The organism is Corallococcus interemptor, assembly GCF_003668875.1.
GTDB lineage: Bacteria > Myxococcota > Myxococcia > Myxococcales > Myxococcaceae > Corallococcus > Corallococcus interemptor.
Window position 1 is genome coordinate 44,655 of the sequence record NZ_RAWM01000020.1, and the last position, 26,187, is coordinate 70,841.

Genomic DNA, 26,187 nt, shown 5'->3' on the forward strand with positions numbered 1-26,187 from the left:
CAACGGATGACTGTCTTCACGGGCCTGATGACGGCAGACACCAGGGGCCTGACGGCAGTCATCAGTCCGGCGGCCTGCTGCCGCTCCACACGCCAGTTGTTTCAGGGACTTGGACCGTGGGGAGGGCTGGCACGCGCCCTGCTCCAGCCCCCTGCATCGCTGCACCGGACGGCTTCTTCCCGGCCGCCCCATCCAATCTTCCGAGGAACACCGCCATGGCGCTCACCCCCCTGTCGAAGCCGTCCGTTGCCAGCTCCTCCTTCTCCCCCCGCGTGTCCGCCACGGAGCTGTCCGGCCCGGTGGCCGGCCCCGCGGCGGTGACGGCGAAGAGCGGCCCGGGTTCGCTCCAGGGGCTGTTCCAGGCGGATGGCTTCGACGCGCCGGCGGGCGTGGGCAAGAAGGGCGCGCTCCAGGGCGGCAACCCGATGGAGCAGCTGAGTGAGCTCGTCCAGATGCTCACCCAGCTGGTGCAGACGCTGGGCGCGCAGGCCGCGGCTCCTGCTCCGGAGGCGGCGGCTGCTCCCGCGGCTCCCCAGAAGAACGCTGACGTCGCCGGTCCCGCGTCCGTGGGCGCCTCGGGCGCGTCGAAGGGCAAGAACACCCTCACGCTCAACAACGACGGCGACAAGCCGATGACGGTGAACTTCACCCCCAACGCGGGCGAGAAGGCCGTCGACTCCGTCACGCTGCAGCCCGGTGAGAAGAAGACGGTGCAGTTCCCGGACAACTGGTCCGGCAACTTCCGCAGCGACAACGGCGACGGCAAGAACGCGACGTTGGGTGAAGTGAAGTTCGACGGCGGGTTCGGCAACACCTACTACGACGTCAGCTACATCGAGGGCCACAACGCCGCGATGACCATCCAGCCGGAGGGCGGCGGCCGCCTGTCGGGCACGATGGACAACCTGCTCGCCTCCGCGCCTGACTCCGTGAAGGCCAGGGGAGCGGACGGCGCCGCGTACGGCATCAAGAAGAGCACCACGTCCAACGTGCAGGATCCGGAGGTGGTAGACTTCTTCCGCAAGCACGTCGGCGCGGATCAGGGCTACGTCATCCCCACGGATGACGCGAGCACGCTGGGCAGCAACAACAGCAACCTCGTCGTCCACCTGAAGAACCTGGCCTGATTCCCCCCTCCCCGAGGCCCCGTCCATGAGTGTCCGCCTTCCGTCTGGCCTTCCCCGCCCGGGCCTGCCCCTGCAAGGGCCCGCGCAGGAGAAGGGTGAGAAGGCGCAGCAGCCCGCCGAGTCCAGGACTCCGGGCAAGGCCACCGGGAAGGGAGCCCCCGCGAAGGGCGGCGCCAGCGTCAAGGGAGGCTCCGCGCACGGCGCCTCCGCCAAGGGAGGCCTGGAGCAGTCCTCCGGCCAGGACGGCATGGACACCTCCGTCCGCTCCGGAGAGGCGGAGCGCAACGAAGGCGGCGGCGCGCGTGGAGCCCAGCAGCAGGAGGGACTGGCGGCCGGCACGCCGCACGAAGCCGCCCCCCTGGGCGCCCTGGAGCAGCCCCCGGCCCTCGCGGCCCAGACGCCCCAGACGGCCCCGGCGCTCCCCCAGCCGCTGGTGGTGCCGCAGCAGGCGAACGTGGAGCCCCGGTTCGCGCGCAAGCCGGGCGCTTCCGAAGCTCCCCGCGAGCGCACCGCCACCGACGGCCAGTCATCCGACGCCGCGAAGCAGGCGCTGGAGGGCCGCGCGAAGCTGCGCCTCGCCGTCCTCAACCGCCTCCACCGCGGCCTCATGGAGGTGGAGGGGAAGATGGGCGCCTTCCTCCCCAACGCCGGCCGCCAGGGCGTCGTCACGCTCCCGGTGGTGCTGAGCGTGAGCACCGTCACCTTCGAGTGGTGGAAGTCCGCGAACGCGGTCCCCGAGGACCGGGCCTACCTGGCCCAGGTGCTGGGCGAGCCCGGCACGGCGGACGACGCCACGCTCATGGGCAGGCTGCGCGACGAGATTGCCCAGGCCTTCGCGGAGTTCCCGCGCACCCCGCAGGGCGTGGAGGCCCGGAAGGCGTACGACGGCGTCCTCCAGAAGTACGAGGCCGCGCGCATCCAGCCCATCATCGCGGGCCACGACAGCGGCCCCGTGGTGGAGGAGTGCGCGCGGCTGGGCCTGTCGTGCGAGAAGGACTTCACCCGTTCGGTGCTGCTGTCCCCGTGGATGCTGGCCACCAGCCAGACTCCGGACGAGGGCACCGCGACGCAGGTGATGGTGGCGGGCCTCACCCTGCCCCAGCTGGGCGCGCTGGTGGGCCACCTGCGCCAGCTGAACCCGCTGCTCTCCAACCCCCAGCTGCGCGCGCTGCTCCTGCGAGCCTCCACGGACAAGAAGCTGGCGCTGCGCAAGGTGATGGGGGAGCAGGAGGTGGAGCAGGTGCAGGCGCTGGCGCGTCAGCTGCTCCGGCTCCAGGCCGTGCAGCACCTCACCGTCTGAAGCGGTGAGGCGCGCGGCCTTGAGTCCCTCATGAGGACTCGCGGCCGAAGTTGCCCATGGCGCGCGAGCCGCCGCCATCCGTGTTGCCGAGCGCGACGGCCTTGAGCCCGCCCTCCTGCGCGGCCTGGGCCTCCGACATGCCCTGCGCGCTTTCGACGATCATCTGCCCGCCGCCCTGGTGCTGGTTCCAGGAGATCTCCATGGAGTCCGCCAGCCGCTGCGCGTCCACCGGAATCTTGGAGCCGGTGCTGGGGTCCTTGAGCAGGTAGCGGCCCTGGTCGTCCTTGCCCTCCACGGAGACCCAGTGCGCGCGGCCCGTCTCGCCCGGCTTCGTCGTGGGGTCCACCAGGCAGGAGTCCACCATCACCGCGCCCTTGGCGCCGCGCGCGAGCGCGTCATCCAGGGCCTTCGTGTCGAGCTTGGACGACGTCTGGGTCACCTTCGTGCCCTGGTTCGCCAGCATGTTGGACAGCTCATGCGGCGACGTGCCCTGGCCCTGCGTGAAGCGCGACTCCAGCGCGGCCATCTTTTCCTTGTCCGACGTGGGCTGCGCCTTGCTGGTGCCAATCTCCTTGCCCAGCATCACCGCCACGGCGGCGCCGCAGTCGTTCGCGTTGGTCTGCTTGACGACCTCGGGGTCGGCCGCCGCGGTGTCCCAGCCGCCAATCTCCGGGGCCTGGGGCGCGTTCGCCAGCGCGCCCGTGACGCCCAGCTCCTGCGCGGAGGCGCCCGCGTTCACCTGGAAGCGGTTCGCCCACGCCTGGTTGAGGGCCTGCACCGCCGAGAAGGCGTCCGTGGCCTGCTCCGTCTGGACGGGGGTGGGCGCGCCCTCCACCTGCGAGACGACCTTCTCCTCCGGCAACCCGACCTGCTGCGCGGTCTGCTGCGGGAGGGCGGACGGCTTCACCTCCGCCAGCTGCTGGAAGGTACGGAGGAGGTTGGAAGAGAGGTTCACGCTCACGGTAGCGTCTCCGGAGGGGGGGGATGGGGGATGCCATCCTACCCCGGGTGCCGCTCCGTGTTAAGGGTCCCCGGACGGATCCAACCCGTGCTTGCGCAGGAGTTTCCGAAGGTAGACACGATCGATGTCCGCCTCTCGGGAAGCCCGGGAGATGTTGCCCTCGCAGCGCTCGATGAGGTTCTTCAGGTAGTCGCGCTCGAAGACTTCAATGAGGTGCTCCTTGGCCTCCTTGAAGGGCAGGTCCAGGTCCGGGCCCCTGCGGCCGTCCGCGCCCGGGGGCGCCTCCAGGTCCGGCAGGGCCTCCTCGCCCAGGTTGACGACCTGCTCCACCACGTTGCGCAGCTCGCGCACGTTGCCGGGCCAGGGGTACTGCATGAGCAGGGCGCGCGTCTGGTCCGACAGCGCGCTCTGCGGCCGGCCCATCTGCTTGAGCATGTGGTCGATGAGGTACGGGATGTCCTCCGGGCGCTCGCGCAGCGCGGGCAGCGTGACGCGCAGCACGGCGAGCCGGTGGAAGAGGTCCCGGCGGAACTTCCCCTGGTTGACGGCCTGCTCCAGGTTCACGTGCGAGGCGGCCACCACGCGCACGTTCACCGTGAAGTAGTCGTTGCCGCCCACGCGCTTGACCTGCCGGCGCTCCAGCACGCGCAAGAGGCGCGGCTGCAGCTCCAGGGGCAGCTCGCCAATCTCATCCAGGAAGACGGTGCCGTTCTGCGCGCGCTCGAAGGCGCCCGCGCGGTCGGCCTGGGCGCCGGTGAAGGAGCCCTTCACGTGGCCGAAGAGTTCGGACTCGATGAGGGTGGAGGGCACGCCCGCCAGGTCCACGATGACGAAGGGGCCCTTGGCGCGCGGGCTCTGCTGGTGGATGGCCTCCGCGCACAGGTCCTTGCCGGTGCCCGTCTCGCCGTGGATGAGGACGTCCGCGCCGCCGGGCGCCAGGCGCTCCAGCACGGTGAAGGCCTCGCGCATCTTGCGGCTCTGGCCCACGAGCGCGCCGAAGCGGTCCTTCGAGGACAGGGGCAGCGAACGCTCGCGCGTGTCCTCCGGCACCAGCTTCAATTCGGTGGTGCCCAGGGTGATGACGCTGCCGGGGCGCAGCTCCATGGCGGTGAAGCGCAGCCCCTCCACGAACGAGCCGTTGTGCGAGCCCAGGTCCGTGGCGACGACGTGCTCGTCATGCACCTCCAGCTTCAGGTGCTGGCGCGAGACGGCCTTGTCGGAGAGGACGATGTCACACGTGGGCGCCTTGCCCACGGTGTACGTCCCCTGCTTGAGCGGGTGGGCCTTGCCGGCCTCCGCGCCGGAAAGCACCCGGAGCACCATCCGCACCTGTCCCGCACGGCCCCGGTTCAGGGTGGCCGTGGCATCCAGGAGCGCCTCGTCCTCGTCTGGTGGCAGCGACACGGCGCGGGACGCTAGCACGCCCCGCCTGGGTCGCCAGCAGCCGCGCGTGACGTCCTACCTGCGCCGGCCCCGGCCCGGCTTGCGGGCAGGCGGGCGCGGGGACTCCTCGGGCAGCGTCTGAAGCCACGAGTCCACCTCGCCCACGCGGTCGTCCATGCCGGACTCGCTGAAGCGCGCCCTTGCGCGGGTGGCCTCGCCGCGGGCCTGCGCCCGAAGCTCTGGTGACTGGCCCGTCTGGTACAGCGCCCGCGCCAGCGCGAAGCCGGACTCCGCCAGCGCGTCCGGGGGCGCGGAGGCGAAGGACACCGCCAGCTGGAGCGGCGCCACGGAGTCGCGCGCCCGGCCCAGGCCCAGCAGCGCCTGGCCCACGCCGTCGTAGGAGGGCTGAAGGCCCTCGTCGCCCTCGGGCAAGAGCTCGCGCTTGAGGGCCACGGCCTGCTCGTAGGTCTTGAGCGCGTCGTCGTAGCGCTTCATGCCCAGCTGGCACATGCCCAATTCGTCCAGCGCCTCCGCCACCTGGGCGCTCTTGTCGCCGTGGAGCTTCTTGAAGAGGTCCACCACGGCCTGGGCGTGCGGCAGCGCGCGCTTGGGCTGACCGGCGTCGCGCAGGGCCAGGGACAGCAGGCCGTGCCGGTTGGCCATGTCCGGGTGCACCGGGCCCACGGCCGCCTCGGTCTTCGCGAGCGACGCCTCCAGGAGCGGCACCGCCCCCTTCGCGTCGCCCGTGCCCAGCACCAGCCGGCCCAGGAGGAAGAGGGCCCGCGCGCGCTTGGGGTGCTCGGGGGGCAGCGCCTTGTCGTAGAGGGCGCTCGCCTCCTCCAGCCGCGCTCGGGCCTCCTCCATGTGGCCCTGGGACATGGCGAGGTTGGCCTGGTTCACCTTCACGTCGGCCTGGAGCACGGGCTCGCCGCCCAGGCGCTGGAGGGTGGCCTCCGCCAGTTCGCCCCAGTTCGCCGCCGGGTCGTAGTGCTTCTGGCCGTCCTCCACGTAGAGCAGCTTGTTGAGGATGGCGACCTTCAGCCGGTCCGCCCTGCCCGCCTCCGCGTCGAACACCGCGCGCGACAGCAGGCGGGAGGCCTCCGGCGACTGGCCCGTCTGTTCCTGGAGCCAGCCCAGGTGGAAGCGCATCTCCGCCTTGAGCGGCAGATAGCCCGTCTTCTCCACCGGCGCCTCCAGCGCCTTCACCGCCGCGAGCGCCGCGGGGTAGCGGCCCGCGTCCACCTGCGCGCGCACCTCCGACAGCTGGTCCTCCAGCGCCTCGATGGTGTCGCGCAGGGCGGGGTCGGAGGGGCGGCGCTGCTGTTCGGCCAGGCCCTCCACGTCCTCGCACTCGTGCAGCGCGGGCAGCGCGTGCACCATGTCCACGGACTTCGCGACCATGGCGGCGTCCGCGCTCGCGAGCAGGTCCACCGTGGCGCGCAGGTCCTTGCGGCGGCGCTCCAGGCACACCACCTGCCGGTCCAGCTGCTCCTCCGGCTTCACGCCGCTCACGCGCGCCTCTTCACACGCCTGGACGCGCTGGTGTTTCCACGCGTCCGCGTACTGCCCCAGCACCTGCACCGCGCGGGAGGCCATGCCTTCCGCGAAGGGCTTGCCGGTGGCGCGGAAGGCGGACTCCAGCTTCGCCTTCGCGTCCGGCGTCCACACGGTGTCCATCAGCGCGCCCGCGTCCGTGCACACCTGGGACTGCTGCCACGCCACGCCGCCCGCCACCGCCAGCGCGGTCGTCATCGCGCCCGCCGCGCCCAGCCAGCGCTTGCGCTGTCCGTGGCGCTGCTCCTGGGAGAGCGCGTCCAGCAGGGCCTGCATGGAGGCAAAGCGCGCGTCCGCGTCCAGCGACAGTCCGCGCAGCACCGCCTGGCGCACCCAGCCGGGCACCTTCGCGTCGCGCGGCGGCTCGCGGATGAGCGCGGGCGGCGGCGAGATGACGGGGGCGGGCTTCGCGGGACCAGCGTTCAGGGACTGCGTGCCGCCCAGCGACGCGGTGCCGTCCGCTTCCACTTCCGCGCTGCGGCTGGCGGACACGTAGGCCTTGATGCTGCCGGGGTCGAAGGGGCGCGTGCCGTAGAGCGCGCCGTAGAGCGCCGCGCAGAAGCTGAACTGGTCCGTGCGCGCGTCCAGCTGCGTGCCCCGGAACTGCTCCGGGGACATGTAGTTGGGCGTGCCCACCAGCAGGCCCGCTTCCGTGAGCGTGGTGTCCAGCATGCGCCGGTCGGAGGACTCCAGCACCTGGGCCTCCTCCGGCGAGGCCGCGGTCTCCGGCCCTTCCCCCACCTGCCGCGCCAGCCCGAAGTCCGTCACGTAGACGCGGCCCGCGTGGCTCACCAGCACGTTGGCGGGCTTGAAGTCGCGGTGCACCAGCCCCGCCGCGTGCGCGGCCTGCAGGCCCCGGCCCGCCTGGAGGTAGCGCTCCAGCACCTCGCGCCAGGAGGGCTTCGCCTCCTTCAGCCACGAGCCCAGCGTGCCGCCCTCCACCAGCTCCATGGCGACGAAGACCTGGTCGCCCCACATGCCCACGTCGAAGACGGGGATGACGTTGGGGTGGGAGACGCGCGCCATGGCCTGCGCTTCGCGCAATAGCCGGGAGCGCGCCTCTTCATTGTCCCGGTTGGCGTTCGGGTGCAGCAGCTTCAGGGCAATCTTGCGGTCCAGGTCCGGGTCATAGGCGGCGTACACCACGCCCATGCCGCCCTGCCCCAGCTTGCGCAGCAGCAGGTAGCGGCCCACCTGGGGAACCGGAGGCACGTCCTCCGCGCGGCGAGGCCGGGGGCCCGTTCCGTATCCCGAGCCCCGTCCCGTCCCGGCGCCCGAGCGCGCGGAGTCCATGGAGCCGGTGCCTGCGCTTCGCCTTCCGGTGTCTCTCTTCGTCATGGGCCGTGGGCCGCGAGTCTACCGCCGGCCCTCGCCCGCTCCGAACATCCTTCCGCGCCGCGTCAACCCAGGACGCCTGCCTGGTGACGGTCGTCATCAGCGGCCAACGCCCGTCATCAGGGCGTGCGCACAGGGTGGGATACAAACCCCTGGAATCAGGGGCGGCCCGGGGGCGACGGCGCTGGCATGCGGGACGCAATGGGGTGGCGCATCGCGGTGCTCGCAGCCCTCCCCTTCTGGAGTTCCTCCATGGTCCTCACCCCCGCCACCCGGAAGCCGCTGACTCCCGTCACCCCGCCCGCCGTCGCGAAGAAGCCGGCCGCGGCCGCCCCCCAGGCCGCGCCGGTGGAGGCGAAGAAGCCCGCCGTGGTGGCGGACGGGTTCGACGTGAAGAAGCCGGCCGCGGGCCCGGACCTGAGCGGCGTGGGCCGCGCGGTGAAGGCCGCCGCCACGGCCGTGACGCCCCCTGCGGTCCCCCAGCTGCGCGTAGGGCTGGCCGCGACGGGTGCGGCTCCGCCGGAGCGCCAGACGGTGTCCGGCGAGGACAAGGCGAAGCAGGCCGTGGACCTGAAGACGGTGGGCGAGACGCGACAGGAGACGTTGGATGCGCAGAAGTCCCTGCGCGAGAAGACGACCCAGGAGGCAGACCGGCTCTTCGCCATGGCGGACGGCCAGGAGAAGGTCCCCGAAGGCGCCAGCGTCAAGCGCCTGTCCGACACGCAGGTGGAGCTCACCCGCGTCAACGGCCAGAAGGAAGTCGTGGAGCGCTCCGTCGCGACGAAACAGGACGGCGCGGTGGTGGTGGACAGCGCCACCTATCAGGACGGCGTCAACACGCGCGACCGTCTGGAGATGAAGGCGGACGGCGCCACGCTGGTGGAGCGCGCGGAGTGGAAGGGCGACAGGAACGAGGCGGCGGACCTCAAGTCCTTCGGTGACATCTCCAAGACGCGCGACGCGGGGCTGACGTATACGCGCAACGAGGTCTCCATCGAGAAGCACAAGGATGGCGACCGGCTCCACACCGACGAGTACTCGCAGGTGAACGGCAACGCCGAGGGCAGCCGCACGTCCTTCTACCAGCAGAAGGGCGGCGGCAGCATCGACAACAAGCTCAAGGGCCCGTTCGACTTCGACAAGCCGGTGGACCGCTCGGACACGTATGCGTATTCCATCCCGGCGCCGGGCGCGGACGGCAAGCAGGGCGACCCGCAGTACAGCCGCGTGCAGAACTTCTCCCAGGACAACGTGAAGGCCACGTCCTACGTGGACCGCACGCTGGACGGCCACACCCGGTACGCAGGCGAGGGGCCGCACACGTACGAGGACATGGCCCGCGTGCGCGACGAGTACTCCCAGCACGGCGGTGAGGACTACGACGCGGACAAGACGGGCGACGGCCGCCCGCCGAAGCGCTGGACGGTGGACCTGCAGAAGGGCGCGGACCGGCTGGACTCGCAGACCTTCATCGAGGGCTACCCGGACGCGACCCTCAAGACGGAGCGCACGCGCGAGGGCAGCACCTTGAAGGAGAAGTTCGAGGGCAAGACCTTCGAGAGCGCGGACTCCTCCAAGCGCGTGCCCGTGAGCGGCGAGTCCTCCACCACGTACGGCCAGGACGGCTCCATCGAGAAGCTGGACGCCAGGAGCCGCGAGCCGGACGGCTCCGACCTGGAGCAGCACTACAACAGCAGCCGCAAGGCCACGGACCAGGGCCTGGAGCTCCAGGAGTCGCTGGAGACCCGGCGCACGAAGGACGGCAGGACGGAGAGCGCGCTCAAGGAGGACACGTCGCTGGTGTCGGATCAGGGCGCGCAGCTGGTGGGCTCGCGCACCACGGTGACGGACGCGGACGGGCGCAAGGGTATCCACGAGGTGGGCAAGGACGGCGAGCGGATGCAGCTGTCCGGCAAGGACGGCGCGGACCTGCGCGACGTCACGGACGCCGAGTCCTTCAAGGACGACGAATTCGGAAAGGTCCTGCTGGAGCAGGCGTCCATCTCCACCGCGAACACGGTGAACCAGTACGCCAACAGCGGCGGCGCGAAGGCGCTGACGATGCTCCAGGGGCTGAGCCAGGACGCAGGCCGGCTGCCGGCGAAGGCGACGGAGATCCTGGGCAGGGACACCGTCTCCAAGGGCCTGAACGCGGCGCAGGGCGGCGCGAGCGCGCTGGGCGGCGTGGCGGGCGTGGTGGCGGGCGGCATGTCGCTGGCGCGAGGCATCCGCGAGAACAACATGCCGGACATCGTGAAGGGCGTGGCGGACACGGCCAACGGCGCGCTGAACATGTACACCGGCGGCAAGGCGTTCACGGAGGCCATCAAGGGCTTCAAGAACGCGGGCGCGCTCACCACGACCGCCAACACGGCCAACACCGCGAAGAGCATCCCCTGGGCGAAGACGCTGGCGGATCCGAAGGTCGGCGGCGCCCTCACGCGCACGGTGCTGGATTCGGTGAAGGGCATGGGCGGCATCGGCAAGGTGGCCGGCACGGCGGCGAGCATGGGGAGCAAGGCGCTCTCCGCGCTCAAGGCGGCGGGCGGCGCGGCCAACGTGCTGGGCGCGGTGGGCGGCGCGGCGGGCGGCGTGATGGACATCGTCAACGGCGCGAAGGTGAACGACGGCGCGCAAATCGCCAAGGGTGCTGTCGGCATCGCGGGCAGCCTGGGTGGCGCGGTGGCGGTGGGCGCGATTGGCGGCCCGCTGGGCATGGCCGTGGGCGCGGGCATCGGCCTGCTGACCTTCGGCTTCGGGAAGCTGATGGACCTCATCAGCGACAAGCCGCACAAGATCGCCGAACTGCAGATTGATTGAAGCGAAGCATGGAGCGAGGCGGCGGTGGAATCGGAGCCACCGCCGCCTCCTCGGCTTCAACGCTTCACGCGCGGGGTGCGCTCGTAGTCCTCGTAGCGCAGCTTCGCGATGGTGCGCCGGTCGCGGGTGCGCACCACGATGCCCTCCGGGTGCTTCCCGGCCCCGCCATCCAGCGCGCACCGCGTGGACGGCGCGTGCTCGCGCAGCCAGGCGGACGCGCCCTCCAGGTCCTTCGGAAGCGCGGCGCCGTCCTGCTCCAGGATGCGCGGCGTGGTCTCCAGCCCGTGCTCGCGGGTGAAGGCCTGGAGCGCGTCCTCGGTCACGAAGGGCTGGCCGCCGGACTCGCGCCAGCCGGAGAGCTGCTCCGCGGACCCGGTGAGCGGCGTCTCGTGGTCGGTGAGGCGCACCACGTCGAAGACGCGGTAGCCCACGTTCGTCACGCCCTGCTGGCGGAACACGGTGACCAGCCGCCGGAACGCGGCCGCGAACTCCGCGGGCGTGCCGTGGGCGGTTCCCGCCATGTCCGGCTCGTGAAGGAGGAACGCCCAGGGTGCCAGCCCGCACGGACGTCTGTCGACGGTCGCCCCCTGGCCGCGGTCGGCCAAAACCTGTCCGACAGTCGGACAAGTCCCCGCGGCTCGGATGAAACGACCGCCCCCGGAACCCGGTTGCTCAAAAACCTGTCCGGCTGTCGGACAGGTTTGTGCGGAGCGCCGCCGGAGGGGAGGCCTTTGCGGGGGTTCTCAACTTCTCAGCCGTGGGGACAGGACGCATGCCGGAGTCCTTGGCCGCAGGGGGCGTCCGGACGCTCCCTGCATTGCTACAGGCCGGCCCTGTCCGGCCCGGACGGAAGCGGGTTTCCCCGTGACGCGCCGGTTGACGCGCGCCCCCGGCGCCCCTCTTATCGCCCCTCCCCCTGAGCAGGAGTTCCCGTTGGCAGGTGTCCCGGTCGAGTTGACCCCGGAGGATTTCGAAGCAGTCACCCAGAAGCCCGGCATGTGCGTCGTGGATTTCTGGACCTCGTGGTGCGAACCCTGCCACGCGTTCGCGCCCGTGTTCGCCGAGGCGGCCACCCGGTTCGCGGACATCACGTTCGCCCGGCTCGACGCGGAGACGCACGAGTCGGTGGCCGAGCCGCTGGGCATCGACACCTATCCCACGCTCGTCGCGTACAAGGACGGCCTGGAGGTCCACCGCGTCTCCGAGGCGCTGCCCGCCGACGCGCTGGACCGGATGCTCACCGCGCTGCGGGCCGTGGACGTCGCGGAGCAGAAGCGCCGCGCCGAGAACCGCGAGCGGACCGAAGCGGGCCAGCCCCCTCCCGGCATCCCCGAGGACGCCACCTGGGACGACGGCGATGGGGAGTGGTCCTCCGGCCCCAAGGACGCGAAGGGCCTGCCCCACGGCACGTGGCGGTACTGGCGCGCGGACGGCACGCTCTGCAACGAATGCATCATGGAGCACGGCCGGCCGCACGGGCCCTTCAAGCGCTTCCATGAAGACGGCTCCGTGTCCCAGGAGGGCGCCTTCGAGCAGGGCCAGCTCCACGGCCCGCGCACCTGGATTGCGTCCGAAAGCTTCACCACCGAGCGCATGCACGAAGGCGGAGTGAACGCGCGCGTGCGCAAGACGGTGATGCACTACGAGCACGGCGCCGTGCGGCACGTGCAGCACTTCAACGGACAGGGCCAGCGCGTGGTGCCCTCCACCGGAGAGCCCTACCCCACCCGCCCGGCGCACCTGCCCGAGGACGCGGAGCTGCGCGAGGACCTGAACCAGTGGACCAAAGTGACGCTCAACGCGGACGGCGAGCGCCACGGCCTCACCCGCTTCTGGGACGTGCAGGGACAGCTGCTCTGGGAGGCCGAGTTCGAGGACGGACGGCGCCACGGGCGCTACTGGTCGCGCGCGGAGAAGACCTACGCGGACTTCCGCGTGCACTTCGAGGAGGGCCGCGCGGAAGGCGACCTCGCGTGCGGCGAGTGGTCCCTGATGGACGCGCAGCGCGCGGTGGTGCTCAAGCGCGACCTGGGCCAGGCCCAGGATGAGCGGACGCTGGCGCGCTCGATGGTGTTCTCCAACCTCGCGCGGAGCGCGGAGGGCTGGCGCGAGCTGGCGAAGGTGGCCCGCGCGGAGCGGCGCTACCGCGAGGCCCTGCTCGCCACGGCGCGCGCTTGCGCCACGTCCCTGGACGTCCAGCCGTTGAAGGACGGACTGGAGGAGCTGACGCTGCCGCGCACCCAGGACTCGGCCCGCGAGGTCGCGGACGACGTGGTGCAGGGAGCGGGCCGGTCGTGGGCGCCCATGGCGGACGCGCTCATGCGCGGCGGAGAGGCCGCCACGATTCTGCGGGCGTACGCGGTGCTGCTGGATCAGACGGACCGGCCGCGCGCGGCGCTGGACTTCCTGCACGCGGCGATGCTGCTGGCGCCGGAGCGCAAGGCGAACCTGTTCACGCGCGGCCTCATCCTGCTGAACCTGGGCGTGGCGGATCAGGTGCGGAAGGACGCGGAAGGGCTCTCCTCCGTGGAGCCGGACACGGCCGCGTTCCTGGCCACGTACGCGCGGGCGTTGTTCCCCCGGTTCGACTTCTGGGCGGGCCAGGAGCCTCCGCGCTGCGCCTACGACGGCCTGCCGGAGAAGCCCGCGCAGTCCCTGGAGGCCATCCAGCAGATGGTGCGCAGGTACGCCACGCGGCTTCAGGCCATGCGCGGCGCGCTGCTCCAGCGGTTCAAGCCCGGTGCTTCGGTCTCCTGGCTGCCGCCGGACCTGTCAGGACTGCTGGGCGATGGGCCGGTGGAGCTGAAGCAGTACGAACTGGCGGGAGATGATGACGACCTGGTGGAGGTCGACGAGACGCTCGACCTGGAGATGGGGCTCGCGGACCTGACGCTGATGTTGCGCGGGGACTGGAGCGCGCTGTCGTGGCTGTTGTGGTCGTGCGGAGAGACGTCGTTCCGGATGCCCACGCGCGTCGCGCCGCCGGCGGATTATGGCCAGGCGGCGGGACAGGCCTCGCAGCGGCTGTGGCAGAGCCGGGACCGCAAGTTCCGGGGGAACGCCAGCACCACGAAGCCCGGCCAGGGCTTCCTGTTCGAGGGCGTCCCGCTGGGCGACCTGCACCCGAACCTGGTGTCCATCGCGGAGCGGCAGTACGCGGAGACGCAAGCGATGTTTTATTGGCTCAATGACCCGGATCACGTCTCTCCGTGGCAGAGCAACCTGAGGGGCAGCTAGGCATGAATCGGATTCGTGAAACCATCGAGGTCGCGGAGCCCCTGTGGCGGGCGCTGGAGCAGATGAGCCACGACCTGGGCGTGGACCGCAACGCCCTGGTGGCCCAGGCGCTGTTCCTGCTCGCGAAACAGAACGGCTACGTGTCACCCACGCCCGTGGCGCTCGGAGTGGCGGCCGAGGGAGAGCCCGTGCGAGCCCCGGCGGCCCGGCCCCCGGAGCCCGCACCGGTGCGCCCGGCCGAGGTCCCTTCCGCCGCACCGGTGCGCCCGGCTGAGTCCCCCGCCGCCGCGCCCGCGAAGCCCGCCGTGTCCGCGGTCGCCGAGCCCGAACCCGTGAAGGCCCCGACGCCCGCGGAAGAGGCGGCCCACGCGCGCTCCCGCATGCAGGAGGTCCTGGCGGCGGTGGACGCGGTCACCCTGCCCCGCGACGTGCCGGTGGCGTCCGATGAGGATGAGGAGTTGGACGAGGACGAGGACGAGGACGAGGACGAGGACGAAGCGTCGGACGAGGACGAAGCGTCCGAAGCCGATGCCCCCGACACGGGCGAGTCCAGCGCGGGTGAAGACGCGTCGGCCGAAGAGGACAACGAGGCTTCGGAGGACGAGGCGGCCGCCGACGAGGAGCCCTCCGGCACGGACGAGCAGGACTCGACGGCCCCCGAGGAAGAAGACGACGGATCCGCGGCGGACATCGAAGCGGCCATCGGCTCCGAAGAACTCCCGGGCGCCAACGAGGCCGACGACTCAGGCCCCGAAGAAGCCAAGACGGGTGAGGAGGCCACGGGCTCCGACGAAGACGCGGCCGCGGCCTCCGAAGCGGACGAGGAGCCGCGGGACCCGGGCGCGGAAGGCGAACCCGAGCAGGACCTGCCCTTCGTGGCACCTCCGGCCGAGAAGGCCTCCGCTGGCCGCAGGCAGGGCCGCGTGCTGCGCGCCTCCGAGCCCGTGGAGAACACGCCCGCGGAATCCAACCGGAGCCGCAAGCCCGCCCCCAAGGCCCCCGCGCGCATGGACCTGTTCGTGCGGCTGAGCCCGGACGACCCCGGCACGCGCGTGGACGTGGAGCGCTTCACGCTGGGACGCGGTCCGCAGTGCAGCCTCGTGGTGAAGTCCGGCAGGGTCTCCCGCGAGCACGCCGCCGTCGTGCGCGAGGGCAACGACTACTTCATCGAGGACCTGGGTTCGTCCAACGGGACGTGGATCAACCACCAGCGAATCAAGCGCCAGAAGATCTCCGACGGGGACACCTTCAACCTGGGGACCGAGGCCGTGTACTTCTCCCTCCAGCCCGCCGAGGATTGAGGATGCCCAGGGCGGAGATGACTCCGCCCAGCACCAGCATCACCGCGGAGACGATCATCACCCGGTGGAAGCCCGCGACGTCCAGTCGCGGGCCCACGATGAGCCCCGTGAACGCGATGGCGATGAGCCCCGCGACCCGGGCAATGGCGTTGTTGATGGCCGAGCCGATGCCCGCCTGTTCCTTGTGGACGGACCCGAGCACCGCCGCCGTCAACGGCGCCACCGTCGTCGTCAGCCCCACGCCAAACACCAGCACGCCCGGCAGCATCTGCGTCCAGAAGTCCAGCGGCGTGCCTGCGCGCAGCATGAGCAGGAACCCGGCGCCCGCGACACACGGCCCCACCGCCATGAACAGGCGAGGACCGAACCGCCCCGCGAGCCCGCCGAACACCGACGAGAACAACAACATGATGATCGTCGTCGGCAGCAGCGCCAGGCCCGCCAGCGTCGCGCGCAGTCCTCCCACCTGCTGGAGGAACAGCGTGATGACGAACTCGCTCAGCGCCAGCGCCCCATAGATGGACGTCGTGGCCAGGTTGCCCACCCAGAAGTTGCGCGCCCGGAACAGCCCCAGGGGCATCATCGGGTGCGACGACCGCCGCTCCTGCCAGAGGAACGCGAGGAACGCCGGCACGCCCACGCCCAGCGACGCCAGCACCGTGGGATGCGTCCAGCCCACCGACCCCTGTTCAATCAGCGCGTAGACCGGACCGCCCAATCCCAGACATGCCAGCACGGCCCCCAGCACGTCGACGCGCGCGCCCTCCGGCCGGGCGGGCTCCTCCATGCGCGCGAGCAGCGTCAGCGTCAGCGCGATGGGCAGCACGTTGATGCCGAAGATCCATCGCCAGCCCACCGTGTCCACCAGCAGCCCGCCCACCAGCGGCCCCGCGATGAACGCGCCTCCCGTCCAGCCGGTCCACGCGCCAATGGCCTTCGCCTGCTCGGGGCCGGAGAAGAAGGACAGGATGAGCGCCAGCGAGCCCGGCACCAGCAGCGCGCCCGTGGCCCCCTGCAGTGCACGCGCGAGGATGAGCACCGCGCCCGTCGGCGCCAGCGCGCACAACAGAGAAGTCGCCCCGAAGCCCAGCAGGCCCAGCCGCAGGATGCGCTTGCGCCCGAAGACATCCGACAGCGAGCCCGCGGCCAGCATCAGCGAGCCCAGCGTGATGAGATAGGCATCCACCACCCACTGCTGGAGGGTGAGCCCGCCGCCCAGGTCCCGCACCATCGCGGGCAGCGCGACGTTGATGATCGCCCCGTCCAGGAACGTGACGAGCGACGCGAGCACGGCGATTCCCAGGACCAGCCGTTGTGGAGGGGTCAAGGTCTCCGCCGCCTCCCCCCAAGGGATGCCCCTACGCGCCCTGGGAGGACGGGCCGCTTCAGGCCTTGTACCGGGCCGCCTGTCGCGGTGTCTGCCCCGAACACCTTGGACTTCAAGGTCATCAACACTGCCCACCCGGAAAAAGCACCGCGAACCCGTCCGGCGCCCTGCCTGCGTATGCAGTGCAGGAGGCCAACGACATGGCACAGCCGATGTACACCGGTCAGGTCCGCACCGTGGGCGAGAGCATGGCTCGCAGCACCACGGAGGCGCAGGCGTTCAAGATCTTCATGGACGAGCCCGTGGAGCTGGGCGGCCAGAACGGCGCGCCCAGCCCGCTCGACTTCATCCTCGCGGCGCACGCGGGCTACCAGTCCCTCACCGCCACCATCCACGTGAAGGGCGACGTCACGCAGGAACAGCTGGCCCACCTGCTGCGCGAAGTGGAGACGCGCTGCCCCGTCAGCGACAACCTGGCCCACGCCACCCCCATCCACCTGTCCATGGTGCCCGCGGTCTAATCAGGCCCCCTCCCCCACGTTCCATCCCCACGGCGGGCCCGGTGCCAGCACAGGCGCCGGGCCCGTCGCGCTTTCTCCCACCCCAGGTCGCCTTGACTTCCAAATTACGACGATAATATTACGACCGACATCAAAGGAGCCGCACATGACCGCCAGCTACATCGTCGACGCCGTCCGGACCCCGCGCGGGCGCGGGAAGATGGGCAAGGGAGCCCTGACGGGGCTGCACCCGCAGGAGCTGCTCGCGCAGACGCTCAACGCGCTCCAGCGGCGCGGCGGCTGGGATGCTCGCGAGGTGGGTGACGTCATCGCGGGGTGCGTGTCCCAGGTGAACGAGCAGGGCGCGAACATCGCTCGCAATGCCGTGCTGGCGGCGGGGTGGCCGCAGGGCGTGTCCGCCGTGTCGCTCAACCGCTTCTGCGGCTCCGGGCTCCAGGCGGTGAACTTCGGCGCGATGGGCGTGGCCTCCGGCGCCATGGACTTCGTGGTGACGGGCGGCGTGGAGAGCATGTCCCACCTGTCGCTGGGCGCGGACGGCGGCGGCCAGGACGGCGGCAACGTGCGGCTGCGCGAGCGCGTCTACCAGGTGCCCCAGGGCATCAGCGCGGACCTCATCGCGACGCTGGAGGGCATCACCCGCGAGGACGTGGACGCGTGGGCCCTGCGCTCGCAGCGTCAGGCGGCGCGCGCCATCGAGGAGAACCGCTTCGCCAGGTCCCTCTTCGCGGTGAAGGACCCGGCCACCGGCGCCGTGCTGCTGGAGCGCGACGAGTACCCGCGCCCGGACACCACCGCGCAGGGCCTGGCCGCGCTCAAGCCCGCGTTCGTCGCCATGGGCGAGACGGCCGTGGGCCCGAGCGGCGAGACGCTGGACGGCATCGCGCTGTCCGCCTACCCGCAAGCGAAGCGCATCCAGCACGTGCACACCGCGGGCAACTCCAGCGGCATCGTGGACGGGGCCGCCGTGGTGGCGCTGGCGTCCGAGCGCTACGTGAAGGAGAAGGGCCTCAAGCCGCGCGCCCGCATCCGCGCCATGGCGACGCTGGGCACCGAGCCGCTCATCATGCTCACCGCCCCCGCTCCCGTGAGCGAGAAGGCCCTGCGCATGGCCGGCATGAAGGCGGGCGACATCGACCTGTGGGAGATCAACGAGGCCTTCGCCGCCGTGGTGCTCCAGACGACGCGCGCGCTGGGCATCGACCCGGAGCGGGTGAACGTCAACGGCGGCTCCATCGCGCTGGGCCACCCGCTGGGCGCCACCGGCGCGATGCTGCTCGGCACCGCGCTGGATGAGCTGGAGCGCACGAACAAGCAGACGGCGCTCATCACCATGTGCATCGGTGGCGGCCAGGGCATCGCCACCATCATCGAGCGCGTGTAGCGCTCAGCGCTCCCGCAGGACCCGCACCATCGCGTTGAGGCGCTCGCGGATGTCCGCGATGCGCCCGGGCTCCTGGGCCTCCAGCGCCAGCCGGAACGCGGCGATGGCGGACGCCAGCTCCTCGCGCGGCAGGCCGGTGAGCTGGACGAACAGCGCATCCGCCCGCGCGAGCGCGGTGGTGTTGGGCAGGGCGTCGCGCGGGTGCAGCTTGAGCGCCGCCATCCGCTGGCGCGCCTCCTCAATCTGCGCCGGCGTGAGGCGGCCGGGGCGCTGCTGGATGACGAAGGCCTCCTTGCGGCCGGTGGCCACCACCGTCACCTCCACCTCCAGGATGCCGTTGAGGTCGTAGGTGAAGCGCACGTCCACGGCCTGCTCGCTCGCGGGCGCGGGCGGCAGTCCCTGGAAGCGGTACTCGCCCAGCTTGACGTTGTCTTCGCAGCGGGCGTGTTCGCCCTGGTAGATCTCCAGCTGGATCTCCCGCTGGAAGTCGCTGCTCGTGTAGTAGCGCTCCACGCGGCTGGTGGGGATGACGGTGCCTCGCTCCAGGATGGGGCTGAAGACGCCGGTGACGTGCTGCCGCCCCGCCTGCGCCAGCGTGGCGACGCCCATGGTGAAGGGGGCCACGTCGGTGACGACCAGGTCCTCCACCGCGCGGTCGCCGCCCTTCATCGCGGCCTGCACCGCGGCGCCCAGCGCCACGGCCTCGTCCGGCGGCAGCTTGCGCAAGGGCAGCCGGCCGAACAGCTCCGCGCTCATCGCCGCCACGCAGGGCATGCGGGTGGAGCCGCCCACCAGCAGCACCTCGTCCACGTCCTTCGCCTGGAGCGACGCGTCCTGGAGCGCCTGACGGATGGGGCCGCGCATGCGCTCCAGCACGGAGGCCCACGCCTGCTCCGCGTCGTCGCGGGTGAGCTCCAGGTCCACCGTCAGCCGGCGGCCCTTGTCCAGCGGCAGCTCCGGCAGCACCACCCGCGTGCGCTCGGAGGCGGACAGCCGGCGCTTGGCGGCCTCGCAGGCCTCGCGCAGGCGGGACCACGCGGCGGCGTGCTCCTCCAGGTCCACGTCCTGCTTCATGCGGACCTCGCGTGCCACGTGGCGCGCCAGCGCGGTGTCGAAGTCCTCGCCGCCCAGCCGCGCGTCTCCGGCGGAGGACTGGATTTCGATGACGCCTTCGATGATCTCCAGCACCGTCACGTCGAAGGTGCCGCCGCCCAGGTCGAGCACCGCCACGCGCATCTCCCGGTCGCGCTCGTGGAGGCCATAGGCCAGCGCCGCGGCGGTGGGCTCGTTGATGATGCGCTCGACCTTCAGGCCCGCGATGGCGCCCGCGTCGCGGGTGGCCTGCCGCTGGAGGTCTCCGAAGTAGGCGGGCACCGTCACCACTGCCTCCTCGATGGTCACGCCCAGCGCCGCCTCCGCGTCCCGCTTCAGCGCACCGAGCACCAGCGCGGACAGCTCCTGCGGCGAAAAGCTCCGGCCGCCGATGACGCGCTGACGGTCCGTGCCCATGTCGCGCTTGAAGGCCGCCGCGCCGGAGGCCGGGTCCAGGACCGAGTGGGCCTTCGCCGCCGCGCCCACCAGCACCTCGCCCGCGGCGTTGATGCTCACCGCGCTGGGCGTGAGGATTTCGCCCAGGGCGTTGGGCAGCACGGTGGGCCGGCCATCGCGCAGCACCGCCACCAGCGAGTACGTCGTCCCCAGGTCGATGCCCAGGATGGGCTTTGTGCCTGAACCACCGCTCATCGCCTCACCTCTGGCATATCCGTCCCAGCGCCTGCTCGAACGCCGTGAAGGCCTCGTCCATCTTGCGCTGGCGGTCCCGCAGCGTCGGGTCGTCCTTCGCGCCGAAGACGGCGAGCTGGTTCTCCAGCCGCGTCCTCAGCGCGATGCGCTCGTCGTACAGCGCCTTGCAGTCGCCCTGGTCCCCCAGCTTCACCACCGACTGGAGGTAGTTGCACCCCTTGCTGCGGTCCAGGATGGAGAACTGGACGCAGAGCCCGAACGCAGCCTGCCGGGCGGCCTCCACGCGCTCCTGTCCGGGCACGCGGCTTCCCACATCGGGACGGGAGCGGAGGTTCTGGACGACCAGGGCCACGACGAGCAGCGCCACCACCCCCAGCACTCCCAGCGCCACCTTGAAGCCCCGGGACGCGCCCTTCGGGCCCCAGGGGTCCGCCACGGGCTCAGGAGCCGCGCTCGCCGCTTTCGGCGCGGGCAGGCTTGGGGCCTGTGCGGCAGGCGATGCATCCCCCGCCTTGGGCGAGGGGCCGGTCTCCTTCCTCCGGCGCTCGCCACGCCGGTCCTTCCTGGCCTCGGGCGGCGCGGGGCGGTCCAGCGCGAGGTACAGGAGCGGCGCGTGCTGACGGAGCAGGTGGACCGCGTCCGTGGCCTCTTCGGGACGCACCTTCGCCAGCGCCAGGAACGCGGCCCGCGCGCGCTCCACGTGCCCGTCGAGCACGACCTTCGCGAGGGTCCTGCGCAGCGTGCCGCTGAAGGTGTCCGGCAGCGCGTTCAGCTCCAGCACCAGCGGCCAGAGCGGGGCCACTTCCTCGGAGGCGAAGGCATCCGACAGCCCCTCCGCCTTCACCCAGGCCACGTACCGCTGCGCCAGCTCGCGCGCCGGACCGGGGAGGACATTCAGGTGCAACAGCAACACGAACTGCACGAACCAGCCGGGGGGCGGGGGCGGCTCCTCGGGGTTGTTCCCCATCCGCTCGAAGGCGGCCTGCCCCACCTTCCACGCGTGCGCCACCTCGTCGAGCTCCAGCAGCCGGTTCGCCACCATCCACAGGAACCGGTGCGGCGCCGAGCGGCCCAGCAGCGAAATCTCCGCGTCCTCCAGCGCGCGGGGAAAGCGCTGCGCCAGCTCCGCGAGGAAGCCCAGGTGCCCCTGCCGGTACGCGTCGCGGTACGCGGCCAGCGCCTCCGGGACGCGGTCCGCGGCGAGCAGGGCCTCCACCAGCCATTGCCGGGGCTCCACTTCATCCTGCAGGGCCTCCACCGCCCGGCGCGCCACGTCCACCGGCGCCTCCGGAGGGGCATCTGGCGGCAGCGCCCGGAACTCCGCGCGGAAGCGCTCCAGCGAAGCCGGCGTGGCGACGACAGGAGACGTGGGCCCGGATTCGGGCGCCGGCTTCGCGGCCTCCTCCAACGGCGCCGCCTGGGTGCGAGGGGCCTCGCGTCCCTCGCGGCGCGCGAGCACCGTCTCATAGGCCTCACGCAGGCGCGCGAAGCCCTCCGGGTCCGTCTCCGGCTTGCGCGTCTTCAACTTGCGCAGATACGCGCGGCGGATGACGTCGCCACCGGGGTCGGCTTCCACGTCCAACTCCCGGAGCGCTTCCTGGAAGTCCATACGGACGCCGACGATAGCGTGCGCGGGCGCCTACCGCACCCGGCTCACTTCCGACCCCTGGCAGACGTTCCCCAACGCCTGCTCGAAGGCCGTGAAGTCCTCGTTCGTCGGGCGCTGGCGTTCCTGGGACGCAGGGAGGCTGCTCCCACGGAAGGGGGCGAACGGATGCCCCAACTGCTGCCTCAGCGCGAGGAACTCCGCGTCCATCGGCGTGCAGTCGCCCCTCTCCCTCCGCGCCACCAGCGCCCGGAGGCCGACGCAGAACGGGTGGTGGCCCGTGCCACGGAACTGCTCGCAGAGCACCTGCCCCTGTCGCTGGGCAGAGGCCATCCACTGCTCTTGCTCGCTCGGCCCCTCCGAGCGCATGCGGAGGATGTGGACGCTCACGGCCACCGCGAGCAGCGCCACGACGACCACCACCCTCATCGCCACCTTGAAGCTCCGGTAGGCTTTTTCAGTCTCTTCCTTCGAGAGAGCAACGGGGCCCGGAAGGCGCTCCGATGGGGGTCCGGTGTTCCCCACCCTGGGCAGCATCGGAGCGCCCAACAACTGATTCAGCTTCGGGGCATGCTGGCGCAGCGCATGGATCGCGTCCACGGCCCCCTGGGGCAGGTTCCTCTCCAGTTCCCGGAGCGTGAACCGCGCTCCCTCCAGGTCCTGGTCGAGCACGAGCCTCACGAGGCTCCTGCGCAGCGAGCCGTTGAACGTGTCCGGCAGGGCTCCCAGCTCCAGCACCAGCGGCCAGACGGCGCCCACGTCCCCGGACTCGAAGGCATGCGACCTGCCTTCGCGGTCCATCCACGCCACGTAGCGTCGCACCAACTCCCGCGCCAGGCCGGGGCGGTTGTTGAGGTGCATCAGCAACGCGAAGTTCACGAACCAGGGGTGGGGCGGAGGCGGCTCCGTCGGGGCCGAGCCCGTCCGCTCGAAGGCGACCCGCGCCACCTTCCACGCGCGCTCCACGTCATGGAAGTCCAGCAGCTGGTCCGCCAACCGCCAGAGGAAGCGGTGCGGAGCGTCGCGTCCCAGCAGCTCGATCTCCGCGTCCTCCAGCGCGCGGGGAAAGCGCTGCGCCAGCTCCAACAGGAACCCGGCATGGCCCTGCCGGTACGCGTCGCGGCACGCCGCCAGGGCCTCCTTGTCGCGGTTCGCACGGAGCAGCGCCGCCACCAGCCATCGCCGGGGCTCGGCCGCATCCTGCACGGCCTCCACCGCGCGGCGCGCCACGTCCACCAGCACTTCCGGAGGCGCATCCGGAGGGAGCGCCCAGAACTCCGCGCGGAAGCGCGTCAGTGCATCCTGGATCGGCGCCACCGTGGCGGACGCAGCTCCAGGCTGGGGATGCTGCTGCGTGGCCTGGGTCCAGGGTGCCGCCTGGGTGCGCGGCCCCTCGCGTCCCTCACGGCGCGCGAGCACGGTTTCATACGCTGCGCGCAGGCGGGCGAAGCCCTCCGGATCCGTCTCCGGCTTGCGCGTCTTCAACTTGCGCAGGTACGTGCGGCGGACCGTGTCGTCCCCGGGGTCCGCGTCCACACCCAGCTCGCGGAGTGCCTCGTCGAAGTCCATGCGGGCCGCACGATAGCGTGCGCGCAACCACCGCACAGCGGGGCCCCCCGGGCACCCGCGCGGACCGTGTGGATGAGGTCCGGGCGAGCGTCATCGCCTCCCATCACTCAGGGCGTGGGCGACACCTGGTACGGCACCACGCGGTAGCCTGCGTTACCGGTGCACAGCTGTCCCTGGCCATTGAGGCCCCACGCCCACACCGTGCCGTCCGACTGGAGCGCCAGCATGTGCGAGCCGCCCGGCCCGCGCACGGTCGACATGTCACTCCCCCTGCAAGGAATTGGAACGGGACAGGCTCGCCATGACAGGCAAGTCTGTCCCATTCCAAACGCAAGGGTTTGTCACGTCCCCCAATGCCTTACGGCTGGTACTTCCACGCCGCCGTGACCGCCGGTTGGAAGCAGTGCACATGGGCCTTGGTGGCGGCAGGAATCTCCTGCACGACGCCGGCCCCGTAGCCCTGCGTGCGGCACCACTGGCTCACCTCCAGGCGCGACCCCGGCGCGGTGTAGTCTCCCAGGTTGGACACCGGCCCCAGCACGGACTTCTCCACGTCCGTCTGGAGCCCGGAGTTGAAGCAGCCCACCCACGGCCGGGACGTCACCTCGAACACCTGCCCCGTCGTCCAGCCCTGGCTGTTGCAGAAGCGGTGCGCGGCGGCGGCGCAGTGGGTGCTCGTCACGCCGCGCTCGTCGGTGCAGCCCGCGTGGATGCGCGACAACTCCTCGAACGTCACCGCCACGCTCTCATGCTGGATGGGTGCGCACGCCACCGTCAGGTCCGTGGCGGTGGACGACACCGGCACGCCCGCCAGCGAGATGGGCGGCCGGTTGCTGACCAGTTGCAGGATGGTGTTCCAGGTGTTGGACGTGTTCGCCAGCGCATCGCTCGCGCCCCGCTGCGCGCACACGCGGTGCATCGCGGACAGGCACGCCGCCGAGCCCAGGGCGCTGGTGCCCGTGCACGCGGGCGCCTGGGCGCTCATCACGAACTGGCCCGCGGAGGGCGTGTGCTGGATGGCCTCCTCGCGGCAGTTGGCGCCGTGCGCGGTCATGCAGATGCTCCGGTTGGAGCGCGCGTGCGAGAAGATGCGCACCTCGTCGATGGCGCCCCGGAACGAGCCCTCGCCATTGGCCGGGCAGCGCTGCGTGTCCAGGTTCGAGCCCGCGCCGAGGTAGAGCGTCCCCGTGCCCAGCCGGGCCGTTCCCGGCGCGACGGGCAGCGCGCGGTTGGTGGGCACGCCGTTGAGGTATTCGGTGAAGGCGCCGGTGGTGCCGTCCCACGTATAGGCCAGGTGGCTCCACTGCCCCACGGGCAGCACGGGGCTTCCGCCCAGCCGCACGCGCTGACCGTTGACGACCAGGGAGAACTGCACCTGGTTGCTGGCCTCGTAGATGACGTCCAGCCCGCCCGCCTTCTGCATCAAGTAGCGATAGGGATTGCCGCTGGTGCACCCCTGCTGGATGTCCGCGTCCGGCCGCACCGCGAACTCCACCGACAGGCCGCGCACGAACGCGCCCACGCCGGGCACCGTGCCGGAGGGGTCCGCCAGGTTCACCTGGAGCGCACCGCCGCCGGGCAGCACCAGCGCCTTGCCCTTGCCGTGCGGCTGCCACAGCGAGTCTGGCGACGCGCGCGTCAGCGCGTTGCCCGGCGAGATGGACGCGCCGCCCACCAGCGTGCCGGTGAAGAAGCGGCCGGACAGGTCCGGCGTGCGCGTCAGGTCATACGCGCCCGCGCGCGTAACGAGCTCGTTCATGGGCAGGAAGAGCAGGTGGAAGGGGTCCATCAGCTCGCCCAGGTCCACCTCGTTGTAGTCGGACGTGTTGCTGCCGAAGAGGGCCAGCACGTCGTGCGTCTTGGTGACGGGCAGATAGTGCGCGGCGTTGCTCTGTCCGGGCGGGAAGCTCTGCGATGGCAGGCGCTCCTGCTCGAAGTTCCACATGGGCCCCGAATAGAAGAGGTGCGCGATGTCCATGCGGTCCGTGTTGATGGCCCCATCGATGTGGTACGCGGTCCAGTTCGTGTCCGCGCCCACCAGGCTCACCGCCTCGCGCCGTGCGCCGTCCGTGTACGTGACGGCGATGTAGAGGAGGTTGCGGCCCTCGTGGTCCACCCACGCGTAGGCGCCGCGCACCAGCGCGCCGGAGGTCGTGTCGCCGAAGTCCTCGCCCGTGGCCGCCTTCAGCCGCTTCCACGACAGCGGGTAGCGCTTCACGCCCGCGTTCGTGTCGTTGAACATCATCGACAGCGGACGCGGGTTGCTCCAGCCCGAGGCCGCGCACGGCGTGGGGTTGTACGCGTACATCATGTGGTCGATGGCGCCATTGTTCGCGGGCCCACCCTGCCAGATGAGCAGCCGGCCGTCGGACGTCATCGTCGGCTCGATGCCGCGAATCGTGGCGCCGGTGACGGTGCGCAGCGTCTCCAGCGGGCCGGTGCTGAACGACGCAACCTCCGCGGACGTCGTGAAGGGCTGGGACACGCGGATGTCCGTCGTGCGCCGCCGGAAGACGTTGTCGCCGTTGAACATCATCGAGTCGAAGATGAACGGCTGGTACACGGCGACGCCGCTCGACAGCGCGTAGGGCTGGGCGGGGTGGGTGAAGCAGAACGCCAGCGCGTTCTCTCCGTTGCGCACGGCCACCGTCTTCCCGGCGGAGAAGGCCTGTGAAAACGACGGCTTGCCGGCCGGGTCGTACGTCACCGCCTCCGGACGGAACACCCGGGCAATCCACGTCGTCGTGGTGGTCGCCGGGTCCTCGCGGATGTTGCCCACGAAGATGCGCCCGTCCACCGTGGACGAGTGCCCGTTCGCCCCGAAGGGCGTCCCGATGCGCGTGTTCACCAGCGACGGCCGGCCCTCCGCGAACACCGCCCCGGGCAGCCCCGCGAGCGCCGTCCCGAGCAACACACCCAGCGCCCCACTAAGTGACTTTTTCATGGAAATAAGGTTAAGCCATTTTCATCCCTGGCCTGAAGGGGGCCGGGTTCCCGCTCCCTGTCGGGGCTGGACACACCT

Annotated in this window: 17 protein-coding genes; 7 read left to right on the plus strand and 10 right to left on the minus strand. The window is 71.4% G+C overall.

Annotation, left to right across the window (positions count from 1 at the left end):
• Positions 1-215: 215 nt before the first annotated feature.
• Both D7X96_RS10410 and D7X96_RS10415 read left to right on the plus strand, forming a co-directional pair.
• Positions 216-1,127 carry a glycoside hydrolase 64/thaumatin family protein gene (locus D7X96_RS10410; protein ID WP_121769629.1) on the plus strand — a complete coding sequence of 304 codons (912 nt, stop codon included), beginning with the start codon at positions 216-218 and terminating at the stop codon, positions 1,125-1,127.
• Between the two features lie 25 nt (positions 1,128-1,152).
• Positions 1,153-2,427: a hypothetical protein gene (locus D7X96_RS10415; protein ID WP_120547748.1), complete on the plus strand. Its 1,275-nt coding sequence runs from the start codon at positions 1,153-1,155 to the stop codon at positions 2,425-2,427.
• Between the two features lie 28 nt (positions 2,428-2,455).
• Here D7X96_RS10415 and D7X96_RS10420 read toward each other — a convergent pair whose 3' ends face one another.
• Genes D7X96_RS10420 through D7X96_RS10430 form a run of 3 tightly spaced genes read right to left on the minus strand, consistent with a single transcriptional unit; the run spans position 2,456 to position 7,663 of the window.
• Positions 2,456-3,388, minus strand: a complete 933-nt coding sequence (locus D7X96_RS10420; protein ID WP_121725182.1) for a hypothetical protein — start codon at positions 3,386-3,388, stop codon at positions 2,456-2,458.
• A 60-nt stretch (positions 3,389-3,448) separates the two neighbouring features.
• Positions 3,449-4,792, minus strand: coding sequence for a sigma 54-interacting transcriptional regulator (locus D7X96_RS10425; RefSeq protein ID WP_244219523.1), 1,344 nt, complete (start codon positions 4,790-4,792; stop codon positions 3,449-3,451).
• A gap of 54 nt (positions 4,793-4,846) precedes the next feature.
• A complete protein-coding gene (locus tag D7X96_RS10430; protein WP_121769630.1) occupies positions 4,847-7,663 on the minus strand; it encodes a serine/threonine-protein kinase in 2,817 nt (938 codons plus the stop codon).
• A 249-nt stretch (positions 7,664-7,912) separates the two neighbouring features.
• Between D7X96_RS10430 and D7X96_RS10435 the strand changes: the two genes are divergently transcribed.
• A complete protein-coding gene (locus D7X96_RS10435; protein ID WP_121769644.1) occupies positions 7,913-10,480 on the plus strand; it encodes a hypothetical protein in 2,568 nt (855 codons plus the stop codon).
• 56 nt (positions 10,481-10,536) lie between these two features.
• Here D7X96_RS10435 and D7X96_RS10440 read toward each other — a convergent pair whose 3' ends face one another.
• On the minus strand, positions 10,537-11,001 hold the full coding sequence (locus D7X96_RS10440; RefSeq protein WP_120547745.1) for a hypothetical protein: 465 nt from the start codon (positions 10,999-11,001) through the stop codon (positions 10,537-10,539).
• A 433-nt stretch (positions 11,002-11,434) separates the two neighbouring features.
• On the opposite strand from D7X96_RS10440, the gene D7X96_RS10445 reads away from it, so the two are divergent.
• Positions 11,435-13,717 (plus strand): thioredoxin domain-containing protein, encoded by a 2,283-nt coding sequence (locus D7X96_RS10445; RefSeq protein WP_279637372.1) that lies wholly within the window; start codon positions 11,435-11,437, stop codon positions 13,715-13,717.
• A 2-nt stretch (positions 13,718-13,719) separates the two neighbouring features.
• Positions 13,720-15,018, plus strand: coding sequence for an FHA domain-containing protein (locus D7X96_RS10450; protein WP_121769632.1), 1,299 nt, complete (start codon positions 13,720-13,722; stop codon positions 15,016-15,018).
• On the opposite strand, the gene D7X96_RS10455 is transcribed toward D7X96_RS10450, so the two are convergent.
• Positions 14,966-16,345, minus strand: a complete 1,380-nt coding sequence (locus tag D7X96_RS10455; protein WP_167510826.1) for an MFS transporter — start codon at positions 16,343-16,345, stop codon at positions 14,966-14,968. The genes D7X96_RS10450 and D7X96_RS10455 overlap by 53 nt on opposite strands.
• A 200-nt stretch (positions 16,346-16,545) precedes the next feature.
• Between D7X96_RS10455 and D7X96_RS10460 the strand changes: the two genes are divergently transcribed.
• The gene (locus D7X96_RS10460; RefSeq protein WP_121769645.1) at positions 16,546-16,866 is read left to right on the plus strand and encodes an OsmC family protein; all 321 of its coding nucleotides are present in this window, start codon (positions 16,546-16,548) and stop codon (positions 16,864-16,866) included.
• 145 nt (positions 16,867-17,011) lie between these two features.
• Positions 17,012-18,247 (plus strand): acetyl-CoA C-acetyltransferase, encoded by a 1,236-nt coding sequence (locus D7X96_RS10465; protein WP_121769634.1) that lies wholly within the window; start codon positions 17,012-17,014, stop codon positions 18,245-18,247.
• 3 nt (positions 18,248-18,250) lie between these two features.
• On the opposite strand, the gene D7X96_RS10470 is transcribed toward D7X96_RS10465, so the two are convergent.
• From D7X96_RS10470 to D7X96_RS10490, 5 genes are all read right to left on the minus strand, one after another.
• Complete coding sequence (locus D7X96_RS10470; protein ID WP_121724856.1) at positions 18,251-19,990, minus strand: Hsp70 family protein; 1,740 nt, start codon at positions 19,988-19,990, stop codon at positions 18,251-18,253.
• 4 nt (positions 19,991-19,994) lie between these two features.
• Complete coding sequence (locus tag D7X96_RS10475; protein WP_147442705.1) at positions 19,995-21,566, minus strand: hypothetical protein; 1,572 nt, start codon at positions 21,564-21,566, stop codon at positions 19,995-19,997.
• Positions 21,567-21,629: 63 nt separating this feature from the next.
• The gene (locus D7X96_RS10480) at positions 21,630-23,165 is read right to left on the minus strand and encodes a hypothetical protein (RefSeq protein ID WP_121769635.1); all 1,536 of its coding nucleotides are present in this window, start codon (positions 23,163-23,165) and stop codon (positions 21,630-21,632) included.
• A gap of 107 nt (positions 23,166-23,272) precedes the next feature.
• Positions 23,273-23,425: an RCC1 domain-containing protein gene (locus D7X96_RS10485; protein WP_244219525.1), complete on the minus strand. Its 153-nt coding sequence runs from the start codon at positions 23,423-23,425 to the stop codon at positions 23,273-23,275.
• Positions 23,426-23,523: 98 nt separating this feature from the next.
• Positions 23,524-26,109, minus strand: coding sequence for a LamG domain-containing protein (locus tag D7X96_RS10490; RefSeq protein WP_121769637.1), 2,586 nt, complete (start codon positions 26,107-26,109; stop codon positions 23,524-23,526).
• Between the last annotated feature and the right edge of the window lie 78 nt (positions 26,110-26,187).

Excerpts from the sequence above, each read along its gene's own strand:
- D7X96_RS10410 (WP_121769629.1), top strand. The coding sequence starts at position 216 with ATGGCGCTCACCCCCCTGTCGAAGCCGTCCGTTGCCAGCTCCTCCTTC.
- D7X96_RS10460 (WP_121769645.1), top strand. The coding sequence starts at position 16,546 with ATGGCACAGCCGATGTACACCGGTCAGGTCCGCACCGTGGGCGAGAGC.
- D7X96_RS10415 (WP_120547748.1), top strand. The coding sequence starts at position 1,153 with ATGAGTGTCCGCCTTCCGTCTGGCCTTCCCCGCCCGGGCCTGCCCCTG.
- D7X96_RS10480 (WP_121769635.1), bottom strand. The coding sequence starts at position 23,165 with ATGGACTTCGACGAGGCACTCCGCGAGCTGGGTGTGGACGCGGACCCC.
- D7X96_RS10435 (WP_121769644.1), top strand. The coding sequence starts at position 7,913 with ATGGTCCTCACCCCCGCCACCCGGAAGCCGCTGACTCCCGTCACCCCG.
- D7X96_RS10485 (WP_244219525.1), bottom strand. The coding sequence starts at position 23,425 with ATGTCGACCGTGCGCGGGCCGGGCGGCTCGCACATGCTGGCGCTCCAG.
- D7X96_RS10470 (WP_121724856.1), bottom strand. The coding sequence starts at position 19,990 with ATGAGCGGTGGTTCAGGCACAAAGCCCATCCTGGGCATCGACCTGGGG.
- D7X96_RS10430 (WP_121769630.1), bottom strand. The coding sequence starts at position 7,663 with ATGACGAAGAGAGACACCGGAAGGCGAAGCGCAGGCACCGGCTCCATG.
- D7X96_RS10450 (WP_121769632.1), top strand. The coding sequence starts at position 13,720 with ATGAATCGGATTCGTGAAACCATCGAGGTCGCGGAGCCCCTGTGGCGG.
- D7X96_RS10440 (WP_120547745.1), bottom strand. The coding sequence starts at position 11,001 with ATGGCGGGAACCGCCCACGGCACGCCCGCGGAGTTCGCGGCCGCGTTC.
- D7X96_RS10465 (WP_121769634.1), top strand. The coding sequence starts at position 17,012 with ATGACCGCCAGCTACATCGTCGACGCCGTCCGGACCCCGCGCGGGCGC.
- D7X96_RS10490 (WP_121769637.1), bottom strand. The coding sequence starts at position 26,109 with ATGAAAAAGTCACTTAGTGGGGCGCTGGGTGTGTTGCTCGGGACGGCG.